The organism is [Mycobacterium] manitobense (assembly GCF_025821665.1).
GTDB classification, from domain to species: domain Bacteria; phylum Actinomycetota; class Actinomycetes; order Mycobacteriales; family Mycobacteriaceae; genus Mycobacterium; species Mycobacterium arseniciresistens.
In genome coordinates this window covers 15,969-29,303 of record NZ_JACKSJ010000117.1, presented here as the reverse complement: position 1 = coordinate 29,303, position 13,335 = coordinate 15,969, and the positions used below count along the sequence as shown (strand labels likewise).

At 68.9% G+C, this 13,335-nt stretch carries 12 protein-coding genes; 11 read left to right on the top strand and 1 reads right to left on the bottom strand.

Annotated elements, in window-relative coordinates; genetic code table 11:
- Positions 1-8 precede the first annotated feature (8 nt).
- The 10 genes from H7I41_RS14450 to H7I41_RS14405 all read left to right on the top strand — a co-directional run bounded on the left by H7I41_RS14450 (position 9) and on the right by H7I41_RS14405 (position 11,278).
- Positions 9-668, top strand: a complete 660-nt coding sequence (locus H7I41_RS14450) for a TetR/AcrR family transcriptional regulator (protein ID WP_264013437.1) — start codon at positions 9-11, stop codon at positions 666-668.
- A complete protein-coding gene (locus H7I41_RS14445) occupies positions 668-862 on the top strand; it encodes a ferredoxin (protein ID WP_264013285.1) in 195 nt (64 codons plus the stop codon). The genes H7I41_RS14450 and H7I41_RS14445 overlap by 1 nt, the downstream gene beginning before the upstream one ends.
- Positions 863-872: 10 nt before the next feature.
- Positions 873-2,114 carry a cytochrome P450 gene (locus tag H7I41_RS14440; protein ID WP_264013284.1) on the top strand — a complete coding sequence of 414 codons (1,242 nt, stop codon included), beginning with the start codon at positions 873-875 and terminating at the stop codon, positions 2,112-2,114.
- A gap of 36 nt (positions 2,115-2,150) precedes the next feature.
- The gene (locus tag H7I41_RS14435) at positions 2,151-3,326 is read left to right on the top strand and encodes an amidohydrolase family protein (RefSeq protein ID WP_264013283.1); all 1,176 of its coding nucleotides are present in this window, start codon (positions 2,151-2,153) and stop codon (positions 3,324-3,326) included.
- Positions 3,326-4,591 (top strand): M24 family metallopeptidase, encoded by a 1,266-nt coding sequence (locus H7I41_RS14430; RefSeq protein ID WP_264013282.1) that lies wholly within the window; start codon positions 3,326-3,328, stop codon positions 4,589-4,591. Before H7I41_RS14435 ends, H7I41_RS14430 begins: the two co-directional genes overlap by 1 nt.
- Positions 4,588-5,730: a M24 family metallopeptidase gene (locus tag H7I41_RS14425; protein ID WP_264013281.1), complete on the top strand. Its 1,143-nt coding sequence runs from the start codon at positions 4,588-4,590 to the stop codon at positions 5,728-5,730. Before H7I41_RS14430 ends, H7I41_RS14425 begins: the two co-directional genes overlap by 4 nt.
- Positions 5,723-6,682 (top strand): enoyl-CoA hydratase/isomerase family protein, encoded by a 960-nt coding sequence (locus tag H7I41_RS14420; protein ID WP_264013280.1) that lies wholly within the window; start codon positions 5,723-5,725, stop codon positions 6,680-6,682. Before H7I41_RS14425 ends, H7I41_RS14420 begins: the two co-directional genes overlap by 8 nt.
- A 2-nt stretch (positions 6,683-6,684) precedes the next feature.
- Complete coding sequence (locus H7I41_RS14415; protein ID WP_264013279.1) at positions 6,685-9,132, top strand: CaiB/BaiF CoA-transferase family protein; 2,448 nt, start codon at positions 6,685-6,687, stop codon at positions 9,130-9,132.
- A gap of 22 nt (positions 9,133-9,154) precedes the next feature.
- Entirely contained in the window at positions 9,155-9,964 is an 810-nt protein-coding gene (locus H7I41_RS14410; protein WP_264013278.1) for an SDR family NAD(P)-dependent oxidoreductase, read from the top strand.
- 69 nt (positions 9,965-10,033) lie between these two features.
- Positions 10,034-11,278 carry an HNH endonuclease signature motif containing protein gene (locus tag H7I41_RS14405; protein ID WP_264013277.1) on the top strand — a complete coding sequence of 415 codons (1,245 nt, stop codon included), beginning with the start codon at positions 10,034-10,036 and terminating at the stop codon, positions 11,276-11,278.
- 41 nt (positions 11,279-11,319) lie between these two features.
- Here the strand turns inward: H7I41_RS14405 and H7I41_RS14400 are convergent, their stop codons facing one another.
- Positions 11,320-12,384 carry an NAD-dependent epimerase/dehydratase family protein gene (locus H7I41_RS14400; protein WP_264013276.1) on the bottom strand — a complete coding sequence of 355 codons (1,065 nt, stop codon included), beginning with the start codon at positions 12,382-12,384 and terminating at the stop codon, positions 11,320-11,322.
- A 109-nt stretch (positions 12,385-12,493) separates the two neighbouring features.
- Here H7I41_RS14400 and H7I41_RS14395 point away from each other — a divergent pair, with 109 nt between their 5' ends.
- Positions 12,494-13,309, top strand: a complete 816-nt coding sequence (locus H7I41_RS14395; RefSeq protein WP_264013275.1) for a lysophospholipid acyltransferase family protein — start codon at positions 12,494-12,496, stop codon at positions 13,307-13,309.
- The last annotated feature ends 26 nt before the right edge of the window (positions 13,310-13,335 follow it).

Genomic DNA, 13,335 nt, shown 5'->3' with positions numbered 1-13,335 from the left:
GCTTCACTATGAAGGTGACCACTGCGAGAGTTGCCCGCGCCGACCGGGCCAGCGGAACCCAGGAGGCGATCCTCAAGGCGGCCGAGCGGCTCTACGCCGAACACGGGGTCTTCGCGGTGTCGAACCGGCAGGTCAGCGAGGCCGCCGGACAGGGGAACAACGCCGCCGTCGGCTACCACTTCGGCACCAAGGCCGACCTGGTACGCGCGATCGAGGAGAAGCACCGCGGACCCATCGAGCGGCTGCGCGAGAAGATGGTCGCCGAGCTCGGGCCCGCGCCGGATATGCGTGACTGGGTCAGCTGCCTGGTGCGCCCCCTCACCGACCACCTCGAGGCGCTCGGCAACCCGACCTGGTACGCGCGGTTCGCCGCGCAGGTGATGACCGACCCGGCCTACCACAGCATGATCGTCAGGGACGCACTGTCGTCGCCGTCGCTCGTCGAGGTCATCAACGGCATCGCCGCCTGCCTGCCGGAATTGCCCGCCGACGTCCGCGCGGAACGAAACGTCATGGGGCGCAACCTGTTGATGCACAGCTGCGCCGACCGCGAACGCGGAATGGCGCAGGGCACCGCCGTGCCGCGGGCGTCCTGGTCCGGGGCGGCGTCGGGTCTGATCGACGCGATCGTCGGGTTGTGGCTCGCGCCGGTCTCCGAGGAACCCTGATGAAGATCACCGTCGACCAGGACAGGTGCGTGTCGTCCGGCCAGTGCGTGCTGAACGCCGCGGACGTCTTCGACCAGCGAGACGAGGACGGCGTCGTCGTCCTGCTCGTCGACAGCCCACCGGCCGACCTGGCCGGACCGACCCGCGACGCGGCGGCAGCCTGCCCGGCGCTGGCCATCCACATCGAGGAGTGAAACACCCACCATGTCGGACACCCTGACCGGAACTGAGGCCGACGTCACGGCCGAGATCCCCGACTACCCGATGGAACGCGACGCCCGCTGCCCGTTCGCGCCGCCATCGCTGATGCTGCAGATGAACGAGACCAAACCGCTGTCGCGGGTGCGGATCTGGAACGGCAGCACCCCGTGGCTGATCACCGGTCACGCCGTCGCCCGGGAACTGTTCGCCGATGCCCGCGTCAGCGTCGACGACCGCCGCGAGGGTTTCCCGCACTGGAACGAGCACATGCTCTCCACCGTGAACAAGCGGCCGCGCTCGGTGTTCACCTCGGATGCCGAGGAGCACACCCGGTTCCGCCGGATGCTGTCCAAGCCGTTCACCTTCAAGCGGGTCGAGGCGCTGCGCGCGACCATCCAGCAGGTCACCGACGAGTGCATCGACGCGATCCTGGCCGGCCCGCAGCCCGCCGACATCGTCGCCAAGCTCGCGCTGCCGGTGCCCACCAAGGTGATCAGCGACATGCTCGGCGTGCCGTATGAGGACCACGAGTTCTTCCAGGAGCACGCGAACGCCGGGCTGGCCCGCTACGCGGCCGCGGATGCGATGCAGAAGGGCGCGATGAGCCTGCATCAGTACCTCATCGACCTCGTCGAGGAGAAGCAGGCCAATCCGGCCGAGGACGCGGTGTCGGATTTGGCCGAGCGGGTGACCGCAGGCGAGATCAGCGTCAAGGAGGCCGCCCAGCTGGGCACCGGCCTGCTCATCGCCGGACACGAGACCACTGCCAACATGATCGGCATCGGCGTGCTCGCGTTGCTGGAGAACTCCGAACAGGCTGCGCTGCTGCGTGACTCGGACGACCCGAAGTTCATCGCCAACGCCGCCGAGGAACTGATGCGATACCTGTCCATCATCCAGAACGGACAGCGCCGCGTCGCCATCGAGGACATCGAGATCGGCGGCGAGACCATCCGCGCCGGCGAGGGCATCATCATCGACCTGGCGCCGGCGAACTGGGACGCCAACGCCTACCCCGAGCCGGAGAAGCTGGACTTCACCCGCGGCCCCGGACAACAGCTGGGCTTCGGCTACGGCCGCCACCAGTGCGTCGGACAGCAGTTGGCGCGCGCCGAACTGCAGATCGTCTTCCACACCCTGCTGCGCCGCATCCCCACGCTGAAGTTGGCCATCCCGCTCGAGGAGGTGCCGTTCAAGCACGACCGGCTCGCCTACGGCGTCTACGAACTGCCCGTCACCTGGTGACCGGCCGCTAAACCACCAGCCCGATTGGAGACACCGATGTCCACGCCTACCGTCCCTTCACAGTCAACCCTTTATCCGCCCGAGGGCTGGGGTGCGCCCAAGTTCCGCAAGGGCCACGCCACCCAAGACCTCGGCCTTCCCGCCGGCACCGAGATCTTCTCCGCCGACAACCACATCTCGGTGGCCGACGACATCTTCTACGAACGCTTCCCCGAGGAACTCAAGGGCGCCGCGCCGCGCATCTGGTACGAAGACGGCGCCTACATGGTCGGGATGAAGGGCAAGGCCTGGACCGGTGGCGACTTCGGCCGCGTCCTCATGCAGTACGACGACCTGGCCGGGGCGGCGTCGAACAACATCGAGGCGCGCATCCGGGAGCTCAAAGAGGACGGCATCGACAAGGAACTCGCGTTCCCCAATGCCGTGCTGGCGCTGTTCCACTACCCCGACAAGTCGTTGCGCGAGCGGGTCTTCCGGATCTACAACGAGCACATCGCCGATCTGCAGGAGCGCAGCAACGGCCATTTCTACGGCGTCGGCCTGATCAACTGGTGGGACCCCAAGGGCACCCGCAGCACGCTCGAAGAGCTGAAGGCGTTGGGCCTCAAGACGTTCCTGCTGCCGCTCAACCCCGGCAAGGACGACGATGGCAACATCTACGACTACGGCAGCACCTCCATGGACGCCGTCTGGGACGAGATCGAGGCGGCCGGACTGCCGGTCAGCCACCACATCGGCGAGACCCCTCCGAAGACGCCGTGCCAGCACAACAGCGTGGTCGTCGGCATGATGGTCAACGTCGACTCGTTCCGCGAGCAGTTCGCCAAGTACGTGTTCTCCGGCATCCTGGACCGGCACCCGTCGTTGAAGATCGGCTGGTTCGAGGGCGGGATCGCCTGGGTGCCCACCGCACTGCAGGATGCCGAGCACATGCTGGCGTCGTACCGGCACATGTTCAACCATGAGCTCGAGCACGGCGTCCGCCACTACTGGGACAACCACATGAGCGCGTCGTTCATGGTGGACCCGCTCGGCTTGGCGCTCATCGACCGGATCGGCGTCGAGAACGTGATGTGGTCGTCGGACTACCCGCACAACGAGAGCACGTTCGGGTATTCGGAGAAGTCGCTGGCCACCGTGGTCGATGCGGTCGGGCCGGAGAACGCCGCAAAGATCATCAGCTCCAACATCAAGAACTTCCTGGGAGTCTGATGACCGCCACTTTCGCCACGTCGAGCGGGCTCTCCCAGCTCGACATCCCCGACCTGCCCGACCGCGAGCGGATGTACCGCGAATGCGGTGCGCGACTGCGGGAGTCCATGAAGGCCAAAGGCGTCGGCGCGCTGGTCCTGCTGGGCAACGGCAACGTCGTCTACGCGACCGGCGCCAGCTGGCCGCTACTGGATGCGGGTCTGTCCCATGTCGAGCGGCCGGTGGCCGTCGTTCTGGCGGACGATGAGCACCCACATCTGTTCATGCCCTTCAAGGAGGGCAGCGCGTTCGACACCGAGGTGCCGACCGACCACGTGCACGGGCCGCTGTACCTCGAATTCGACGAGGGCGTCGAGCACTTCGGCCGGGTGCTGGCCGCACTCGCGCCACCGGGGACTTCCATCGCGGTCGACGAACTCACCGGTGCGATGCGCCGCGCCGCGGACCGCCTGTTCCCTGCCGGCCCGCCCTCGGACGCGGCGCAGGTGATCGGCCCGGCCAAACTGGTCAAGACCGTCGACCAGATCGCGGCCGTCCGGAAGGCCTGCCGCATCACCGAAGAGGCGGTCGCCGACGTGCAGGCATCACTCGCCCCCGGTGTGCGCCAGATGGACCTGTCCGCGCACTTCGTCCGCCGCGCCTTCGAGCTCGGCGCCACCACGAACATGATCGAAGCCATCTGGCAGGTGATGCCGACGACGCGGGACAGCGGCGCGGTGTGGACCACCACGGGCGATCTGGCGTTGCCGCTGCTGCCGACGCAGCAGGAACTGGCCGAGGGTGACGTGCTGTGGACCGACATCAGCATCACCTACGAGGGGTACTGCTCGGACTGGGGACGCACCTGGGTCGTGGGGCGAGAACCCACGCCCCGCCAGCAGGACCAGTTCGCCAAGTGGCGCCACATCCTCGACGCCGTGCTGGCGGTGACGAAGGCCGGCGCCACCTCCGGTGACCTCGCCCGCGCGGCGATCGCGGCCAACGGCGGCAGCAAACCCTGGCTGCCGCATTTCTACCTCGGTCACGGCATCGGCACGAATGCCGCCGAAATGCCGATGATCGGAACGGATCTCGGCCAGGAGTTCGACGACAACTTCGTCTTCCCCGCGGGGATGTTGCTGGTGCTCGAACCCGTCATCTGGGAGGACGGCACCGGGGGCTACCGCAGTGAGGAGATCGTGGTGATCACCGAGGACGGGTGTCAATCGATCACGAACTACCCCTACGCGCCGTACGGGCAGACACGGATAGGCCTACAAAAATGAGTGACGAGATCGTTCCCGACGACCTGGCCCTGCGGACCGGACGACGGCAGCGGGTGCTGGCGCAGATGGCGGCTCACGACCTCGACATCCTGGTGCTCGGCCGGCAGGCCAACGTCCGCTACGTCACCGGCGCCCCGCAGCTCTGGGTCGCGGGTACCCGGCCGTTCGCCCCGATCTGCGTGCTGGTCCGCGCCACCGGAGACATCCACCTCAACAGCAGCTGGGACGAGGGCATACCGGAGGAGATCGGCCACGACCACCTCTACGGCCTGGCGTGGAATCCGATGACGCTGATCGAGGTGCTCAAGGGAATCGACGGAGCGGCGGACGCGAGCCGCGTGGGCACCGACGCCATGTCCCCGACGTTCGCGCAGCTGCTGCCCCTGTCGTTCCCCAACGCCGAATTCGCGGACGGGGAGATCGCGATGAAGGCGGCGCGGCGGGGAAAGACCGTCGACGAGCTCGTGGTGCTGCGCCGAGCGCTCGCGGTGGCCGAACGTGGGCTTGCCGCAGCGGTGTCCGGCCTCGCGGACGGCATCACCGAGCAGGCGCTGAACGGTGTGCTCATGGAGGCGATGGCGGCCGGCGGGTTCAGCACCTCGGCCACCCAGGACGGGGTGTGGGTCACCTCGCGCGAGCATGCGTGGCGGGTCGGGCGCCGCGACGGCCGGATCGCCGAGGGTGATCTGGTGGCGCTCGCCGCCGGTGCACTGGCAGACGGCTACGTCGGCGAGGTGGGGCGCACCTACCCCGTGGGCGAGGTCGAGGGTGCCGACACGTTGTATCGCCGCTCGAATGACCTGTGGGAGCGGCTACTCGACGCGTGCCACCCCGGTGCGCCCGCCAGTGCTCTGCTCGACGCATACGAGGCTGCCGGTGAGGCGCTGCCGCCCATTCCGGTGGCTCACGGCCTCGGGCTGGGTTTCGACCCTCCGGTGGTCTCGCCCGATCTGCCTGCCACCTCTGCTGCCGAACGGCTCGACCCCGGGACGGTGCTGGCCGTCACGGCGTACGTGTGGGAGCCGGGCGTGGGCGCGGTGTTCCAGCGGGATGCCGTGTTGGTCACCGACTCCGGCCCGGAGGTGCTGACCACCAGTCCGAACCACACCGGTGCGACGGTCGGCGTCACGCATGGCTGACCGGCCCTCGCCGGAGGAGATCATCCTCTACGAGAAGGACCCGAAGACCAAGATCGCGACGATCACCTTCAACCGGCCGGAGTTCCTCAACGCGCCGACGTCGGCGGCGCGGTTGCGTTACGCCGACCTCTGCCGCGCGGCCACCGTCGACAACGACGTCAAGGTGCTGGTGATCCGCGGCGTCGGGGACAACCTGGGCAGCGGCGCCGACCTCCCGGAGTTCATGGAGGGCAACGACAACCCCGAACTGCGGCTGGCCGAGCTGCGCCTCGAGGACGAGGGCGTCGGCGACGTGACCTATCCGCCGAAGGGCACCTTCCGCAACGGCGCGACGATCAGTGCCTGGTACGCCAACGTGCAGGCGGGCAACCGGCCGCTGCAGGAGCTCAAGAAGATCAGCATCGTCGAGGCCAAGGGGTACTGCTACGGCTGGCACTTCTACCAGTGCGCCGACGCCGATCTGGTGATCTCCAGCGACGACGCGCTGTTCGGGCATCCGTCGTTCCGGTATTACGGCTGGGGACCCCGGATGTGGACCTGGATCCAGATGATGGGGTTGCGCAAATTCCAGGAGATGGTGTTCACCGGCCGGCCCTTCACCGCTGCGGAGATGTACGACTGCAACTTCCTCAACCGGGTCGTCCCCCGGGAGGACCTGGAGGCCGAGACGGCCAAGTACGCCCGGGCGTGTGCGCGTAACCGGCCGGTGGACACGGTGTTCCAGCAGAAGCTGTTCTTCGAGGTGTTCAAGCAGCACCAGGGGGAGTACATGGGCAGCCTGCTGTCGGCGTTCTTCGAGTCGATGGGCAGCGGCGTGGCCAACGACGACGCCGACGACCTCGACATGAACGAGGCCATCGGCAGCGGCCTGGCCGGCGCGGTGAACGACAACGACAGCAAGTTCCCGCCCGACTTCCGGCTGAGCAAGTCGAACCGCGCGAAGAAGGAGTGAGCGTGCCGCCGCTGGCCGGCTACCGCGTCATCGACCTGTCCACCGGCATCGCCGGCGCCTACTGCACCAAGCTGCTGGCCGACGGCGGCGCCGAGGTCGTCAAAGTCGAACCGCCGCAGGGTGACCCGTTGCGGCGGTGGTCGGCCTCGGGCGCCGACATCGCCGCCGGGGCCGACGGCGCGCTGTTCACCTTCCTCGCGAGCTCCAAGCACGGCGTGGTGGCCGATCCCACGGACGGGTCAGACGCCGACTTCGTCGACGGGCTGCTGGCGGGGGCGGACGCCGTCGTCTGGTCGCGCGGCTCCGATGTGGCTGAGCACCCGCGGTTCTCGCCGGCGGACATGCACGGGCGTCATCCCCGGCTCACCGTCACCGCGATCACACCCTTCGGCCTGACCGGACCCTGGCGCGATCGGGCGGCCACCGAGTTCACCCTGCAGGCCTGGTCGGGCGGGATCGTCGGCCTCGGCCGGGGAGCCGCCGACCGCGCGCCGGTGTACGTCGGCGGGCAGGTCGGGGAATACCTGGCCGGCGCGTACGCCGCCGCCGCCACACTCGCCGCGCAGCACCGCGGCGGCGCCCTCATCGACCTGTCGATGCTGGAGACGCAGATCCTCGGCCTGACCTACTACCCGGTGACGTTCCACGAGATGCTCGGCAGGCCGTGGCGCGACGCCCGCCGCCTCACCGTCCCGGGCATCGCGCAGGCCGCCGACGGGCTCGTCGACATCGGGTGCGGCACCGCGCAGCAGTGGTTCGACCTGTGCGCGATGACCGGCCACGAGGAGTGGATCGACGAGGACTCGTCCCTGTCGATCACCCAGCAGGCCAACGAGAAGGCCGAGGAACTGTACGCCTGGGTGCGTAGCCAGGTCGTCGACGACATCCGCGACCTCGCCACCGCATTCCGCATTCCCAACGCACCGGTGGCCAACGGCGCCAACATCACCGAACTCGACCACTTCCGCGAGCGCGGCTCGTTCACCACCGATCCGCGCGACGGCTTCGACCGGCCCGGCCCGCCGTACCGGACCTCGCCGCCGCTGCTCAGCCCGCCCCGCCCCGCGCCCCGTCTGGGCGAACACACCGAGGCTCATCGCCGGAACTGCATTCCCGGCGATCAAGAGCGCGGCCTGACGACCGGGAATGGCCCCCGCAAGCGGGAGGTACCCCCGGTTCCGGCGCAGCTGCCGTTCGAGGGGATGCGGGTGCTGGACATGACGACGTTCTGGGCGGGGCCGTCGTGCACGCACATCCTCGCGCTGCTGGGCGCCGAGGTGATCCACGTCGAGTCCACCCGCCACCCGGACGGCACCCGACTGATCGCCGGGATTCCGGCGACCGAACCGCAGTGGTGGGAGCGCTCGCCGATCTTCTCGGGGCTCAACACCAACAAGAAGGGCCTGACCCTCGACCTGCAGTCCGAGCGGGGCCGTGCCCTGCTCGACCGGCTGATCCCGACCTGCGACGTGATCGTCGAGAACTTCACCCCGCGGGTGCTCGACCAGATCGGCTTGGACTTCGCGAAGGTGCAGTCGCTGCGGCCCGACGCGATCATGGTGCGGATGCCCGGCTTCGGGCTGGACGGGCCGTGGCGTGACAACCCGGCATTCGCCTACGTCATCGAGGCCGCCGCCGGGATCAGCTGGCTCACCGGTTATGCCGATCGCAACCCGAACGAGCCGTACTCGGTCGGCGACCCGAATGCCGGGATCCACGCGCTCAACGGTCTGCTGCTCGCCATCGAGCACCGTCGCCGCACGGGCGAGGGTGTGCTGGTGGAGGCCGCCATGGTGGACGCCGCCCTCAACGTGGCCGCCGAACAGGTCATCGAGTACTCGGCCTACGGCGCGGTGCTGCAGCGGGCGGGCAACCGCGGCCCCACCGCCGCACCACAGAACCTGTACCGCACCTGCGGGATCGACGAGTTCGGCCGAGAGGACTGCTGGGTGGCCGTGGCCGTCGCCAGCGACGAGCAGTGGGCCTCGCTGGTCGACGCACTCGGCCGTCCGGATTGGGCGACGGCTCCGGAGCTGGCGACCGTCGCGGGCAGGCGGGCGCACCACGACCTCGTCGACGACCGGCTCGGGGAGTGGACGGCGCAGCGCACCGCCGACGACGTCATCGAAACGCTATGGGCGGCAGGGGTTCCGGTGGCCAAGGTGATGCAGCCGCACCGGCAGACCGAGCTGCCACAGTTGACCGCACGCGGCTTCTTCGAAGACGTCGGCCACCCTGTCAACGACCCGACGCCGCACAGTGCGCTGCCGTTCCGGCTGTCGCCGGGGCCGCAGCGGTTCCATCGCCACCCCGCCCCGCTGCTGGGCCAGCACAACGTTGAACTGCTCACCGAGCTCGGGTTGTCCGCGGCGGAGATCGCCGAGCTGGAGGCCGACGACGTGATCGGACACGCACCGCCGTCGCACCGGCCCCGCAAGGTCACCCGCTGAGCTGTTTGGTTAGCTCACTGACATGACCATCGACCCGTCGCAGATCCTGCTCACCGGCCGCACGGCGGTGGTGACCGGCGGGGGAGCGGGCATCGGCCGCGGAATCGCTGCAGGCCTGGCGGCTTTCGGCGCACGCGTCGCGATCTGGGAGCGTGATCCCGGCACCTGTGCGGCCGCAGCGGACTCGATCGGCGCGATGGGAATCGTCACCGACGTGCGCGACGCCGCACAGGTCGACGCGGCGCTCGAGCGCACCGCCAACGAACTCGGCCCGGTGCGGATCCTGGTGAACAACGCCGGCGGCGTGTTCCCGTCCCCGCTGCTCGACACCAGCGAAAACGGCTGGGACGCCCTCTACAAAGCGAATCTGCGCCACGTTCTGCTGTGCACGCAGCGGGTGTCGCGGCAACTGGCGGCGGCGGGGCTGTCGGGCAGCGTCATCAACGTCACCTCGATCGAGGGGGTGCGTGCCGCTCCCGGTTACGCGGCCTACGCGGCGGCGAAGGCGGGCGTCATCAACTACACCCAGACCGCGTCTTTCGAGCTGGCGCCGCACGGCATCCGGATCAACGCGCTGGCGCCCGATATCACCGTCACCGAGGGCCTGCTGGCGATGTCGCCCGGCGGTCTGCCCGACAAGCTGAACCACACGGTGCCGCTCGGCCGGCCCGGCCACGTCGACGAGATGGCTTCGGCGGCGGTGTTCCTGGCGTCCGACATGTCGAGCTACATCACCGGTCAGACCATCCACGTCGACGGCGGTACCCATGCGGCGGGCGGCTGGTACCGCCATCCGCAGTCCGGTGCCGCGACGCTGGGGCCGCCGGCTTAGCTGCGGAACGGGGCTACACGGAATCCGCTGCGGCTCAGATTTGTCGGACCCCTCTGCGATGATGGGGTCATGTCCTCGAGCGCAACAGCTTTCGTTCCTTCGGTGCGGCCGAAGGACCGGCTGGCGGTGTTGTTCGACGAGATCGCGGAGCTGTGCGGTCAGCGCAATGCGATCGACGGGCGGTTGGTGGAGATCGTCGCCGAGATTGACCGCGACGGGTTGTGGGGCATGACGGGCGCGCGGTCGGTGGCGGCGATGGTGGCGTGGAAGACCGGGTCGTCACCGCGCAACGCTGAAATCGTCACCGCCGTCGCGCAGCGGTGGGAGGAATTGCCGCGCTGCACCCAACTCTTGCGCGACGGTCGGGTGTCACTCGATCAGGTCGGGGTGATCGCCGAGAAGGCCGGGCCGGGCTCTGATGCGCACTACGCCCAGTTGGTCACCGCCGCGACGGTGAACCAGTTGCGCACCGCGATCAAGCTCGAACCGCGACCTGAACCCGATCCGAAACCCGAACCCACACCGTCATACGCCAAGAACTGCGACGAACACGGCACCACCTACCGGATCTTTCTGCCGCATCTGGAGGCGGCCAAGCTCGACGCCGCGGTGGCGGCCCATCTCGACCGGATGGTCGTCGACTGGAAACGCGACCACGCCGACGGTGCATCGGAGCAGGCGCCGCCGATGCCCACGACTGTCGATGCGTTCATGAGCGTCGTCGAGGCCGGCTGGGATGCCGAGGTAGCCCGCCGCCCGCACGGGCAGCGCACCACGGTGGTGGCGCACGTGGATGTCAAGGACCGGGTCGCGTCGTTGCATCTGGGCCCGCTGCTGACTGATGGCGACCGCCGATTCCTGCTGTGCGACGCCACCTTCGAGGTGTGGCTCGAACGGAACGGGCAACCCATCGGGTCCGGGCGCGACTCTCGACAGATCAGCCGCCGGCTTCGTCGGGCGTTGGAGCACCGGGACCGCTGCTGCGTGGTCCCGGAGTGTGGGGCCACCCGGGGTCTGCACGCCCACCACATTCGGCACTGGGAGGACGGCGGCCTCACCGAACTCGACAACCTGGTTCTGGTCTGCCCGTATCACCACCGGATGCACCATCGGGGCGGCATCACCATCACCGGACCCGCGCAGCACCTCATCGTCACCGATGGCGAAGGGGAGCAACTGAGTTCGACATCACTGGCCCGCCCGCCGACCACACCACCACCCGATGTCCCACCCTGTCCCGGGCCCACCGGCGAACGGGCCGACTGGTGGTGGTACGAGCCGTTTCAACCGCAGCCACCACCGGCAGCCGCCTGACTCAGCACTCGCGGACCGGCAACCACGGGTTCCGGCGAGCCCTAGGGGCGGTCGAGCCCGGGCTCGCCGAGTTTCTGCCGGATCGCCGCCCACGGGTCGGAATAGCGGCCGGGCACGACGCGAGCGGCGGAGTGGCGCTTGATGTACACCCGCGCCAGCGGCGCGAGCACCGGCAGCACGTAACGCGTCCAGCCGGCCTGGCTGCGCATCTCGGCGAGCATGTCCGGCCACGTGTGGTGCTGGAATTGCAGCGCTTCCTGGGCCCGCGTGGTGTCCATCCAGTCGGTGACGAACCACGCCTCGTCCTTGTCCGGATCGCCAGGGCGTCCCGGTGGCAGCGCACCGGCCATGCCGCGGGCGCCGGCGAGCGCGCGACCCACGTCGCCGTAGCGGACCTTGTGGGAGTCGTCGCCGGCGATCAACAGGATCTCGCCCACCACGTCGGCGGTGGTGGCGGCGGCGAACGCCCAGGCCACGTCCCGCACGTCGACACTGTGCATCCGGTTGTCGGTCGGCAGCGCGCTCTCGAAGAACAGCGCGTCGGTGGTGAACGGCATGGCCTTCGGGTCGGTGCTCAACACGCCGCCGAGGCGCAGCACCACCCACGGCAGCGTCGAGGCCCGCACCAGCTCCTCGGCCTCGAGCTTGTGGCCGCCGTACAGGTCGGTCGGGTGCGGCGGATCCTCGGCGCGCACCGGCTCGGTGTACCGGTGCGGATTCCGCGAACCGTAGACGGCGTTGCTCGACGCCTGCACGAAGCGGGGTGGGGAGGCCAGCTTCTCCGCCGCACGGACCAGTGTGGCGGTGGCGTCGACGTTGACCTTGCGGGCGATCTTCGGGTTGCGATAGATCGGCGGCGGAATGACCGCGGCGAGATGGATGATCGCCGCCGGCGCCACCTCGGTCAGCAGCCTGTCGACCTCGGCCGGGTCGGTGAGGTCGGCCCAGCGGGCCTCGGCGCCATCGGGCAGCGCGGCTGCCGCCTTGCGATTGCCCTCTGTCCCGAGGTCGGTGGCCACCACCCGTCGGCCCAGCGCCGCGAGGCGCCGAACCGTCTGCGATCCCACCAGCCCAAAACCACCGGTCACCAACACCGGATCTGACATTGTTCTCCTATGACGACGGGGGAGGCGTCCGGTATCCGGTCACCTGAGTATGTCGTTCTCTTTTCGGGAGAGTAACGTAATCGCTGATCAACGGCCATCAGGGGGAGCGATGAGCGACGACCAGGACTGGGTACCCGCGGAGCGTCCGGAGGTCGCGAAATGGGACCCGGAATTCACGGCGACGATCGCGAAGACGGCAGGCGCCGCCATCAGGCGCTATTTCCGCTCGGAGGTGCGCGGGCTGGACAGCATCCCGAGCACCGGTGGCGCGCTGGTCGTGTCGAACCACTCCGGCGGCATGCTGACGCCGGACGTGCTGATCTTCGCGCCGGCCTTCTACGACAAGTTCGGATTCGACCGGCCGGTGTACACGCTGGCCCACGACGGCGTCTTCGTGCCGCCCATCGGCAGCCTGCTGCGCCGCCTCGGGGTCATCGGAGCCAGCCGCGAGAACGCAGGCAAGGCACTGCGCGACGGCGCGGTGGTGTTGGTTTTCCCCGGTGGTGACTACGACTCTTACCGGCCGACGTTCGAGAACAAGATCGATTTCGCCGGGCGCACCGGTTACATCAGGACGGCAATAGACGCCGGCGTGCCGATCGTGCCCGTGGTGTCGATCGGTGGACAGGAGACGCAGCTGTTCTTGGCCCGCGGCGACTCGCTGGCCAGAAAGCTGGGACTCAAGAAGTTCCGGATGGAGATCCTGCCCGTCAGCTTCGGGTTCCCGTTCGGACTCTCCGCGATCTTCCCGCCCAACCTGCCGCTGCCCGCCAAGGTCGTCGCCCGCGTGCTCGACCCGATCGACGTCGTGGCGGAATTCGGCGAAGACGCCGACGTCAAGGCGGTCGACGCGCACGTGCGGTCGGTCATGCAGAGCGCGCTGGACGAATTGGCCCGCGAGCGCCGCTTCCCGATACTGGGCTGATCCCGGCCGCGGGGTTCGCGCTCCCG

Bases quoted from the DNA above. Each gene is read 5' to 3' on its own strand.
- H7I41_RS14410 (WP_264013278.1), top strand. From the start codon at position 9,155: ATGACCATCGACCCGTCGCAGATCCTGCTCACCGGCCGCACGGCGGTG.
- H7I41_RS14440 (WP_264013284.1), top strand. From the start codon at position 873: ATGTCGGACACCCTGACCGGAACTGAGGCCGACGTCACGGCCGAGATC.
- H7I41_RS14400 (WP_264013276.1), bottom strand. From the start codon at position 12,384: ATGTCAGATCCGGTGTTGGTGACCGGTGGTTTTGGGCTGGTGGGATCG.
- H7I41_RS14395 (WP_264013275.1), top strand. From the start codon at position 12,494: ATGAGCGACGACCAGGACTGGGTACCCGCGGAGCGTCCGGAGGTCGCG.
- H7I41_RS14430 (WP_264013282.1), top strand. From the start codon at position 3,326: ATGACCGCCACTTTCGCCACGTCGAGCGGGCTCTCCCAGCTCGACATC.
- H7I41_RS14405 (WP_264013277.1), top strand. From the start codon at position 10,034: ATGTCCTCGAGCGCAACAGCTTTCGTTCCTTCGGTGCGGCCGAAGGAC.
- H7I41_RS14450 (WP_264013437.1), top strand. From the start codon at position 9: ATGAAGGTGACCACTGCGAGAGTTGCCCGCGCCGACCGGGCCAGCGGA.
- H7I41_RS14425 (WP_264013281.1), top strand. From the start codon at position 4,588: ATGAGTGACGAGATCGTTCCCGACGACCTGGCCCTGCGGACCGGACGA.
- H7I41_RS14420 (WP_264013280.1), top strand. From the start codon at position 5,723: ATGGCTGACCGGCCCTCGCCGGAGGAGATCATCCTCTACGAGAAGGAC.
- H7I41_RS14435 (WP_264013283.1), top strand. From the start codon at position 2,151: ATGTCCACGCCTACCGTCCCTTCACAGTCAACCCTTTATCCGCCCGAG.
- H7I41_RS14445 (WP_264013285.1), top strand. From the start codon at position 668: ATGAAGATCACCGTCGACCAGGACAGGTGCGTGTCGTCCGGCCAGTGC.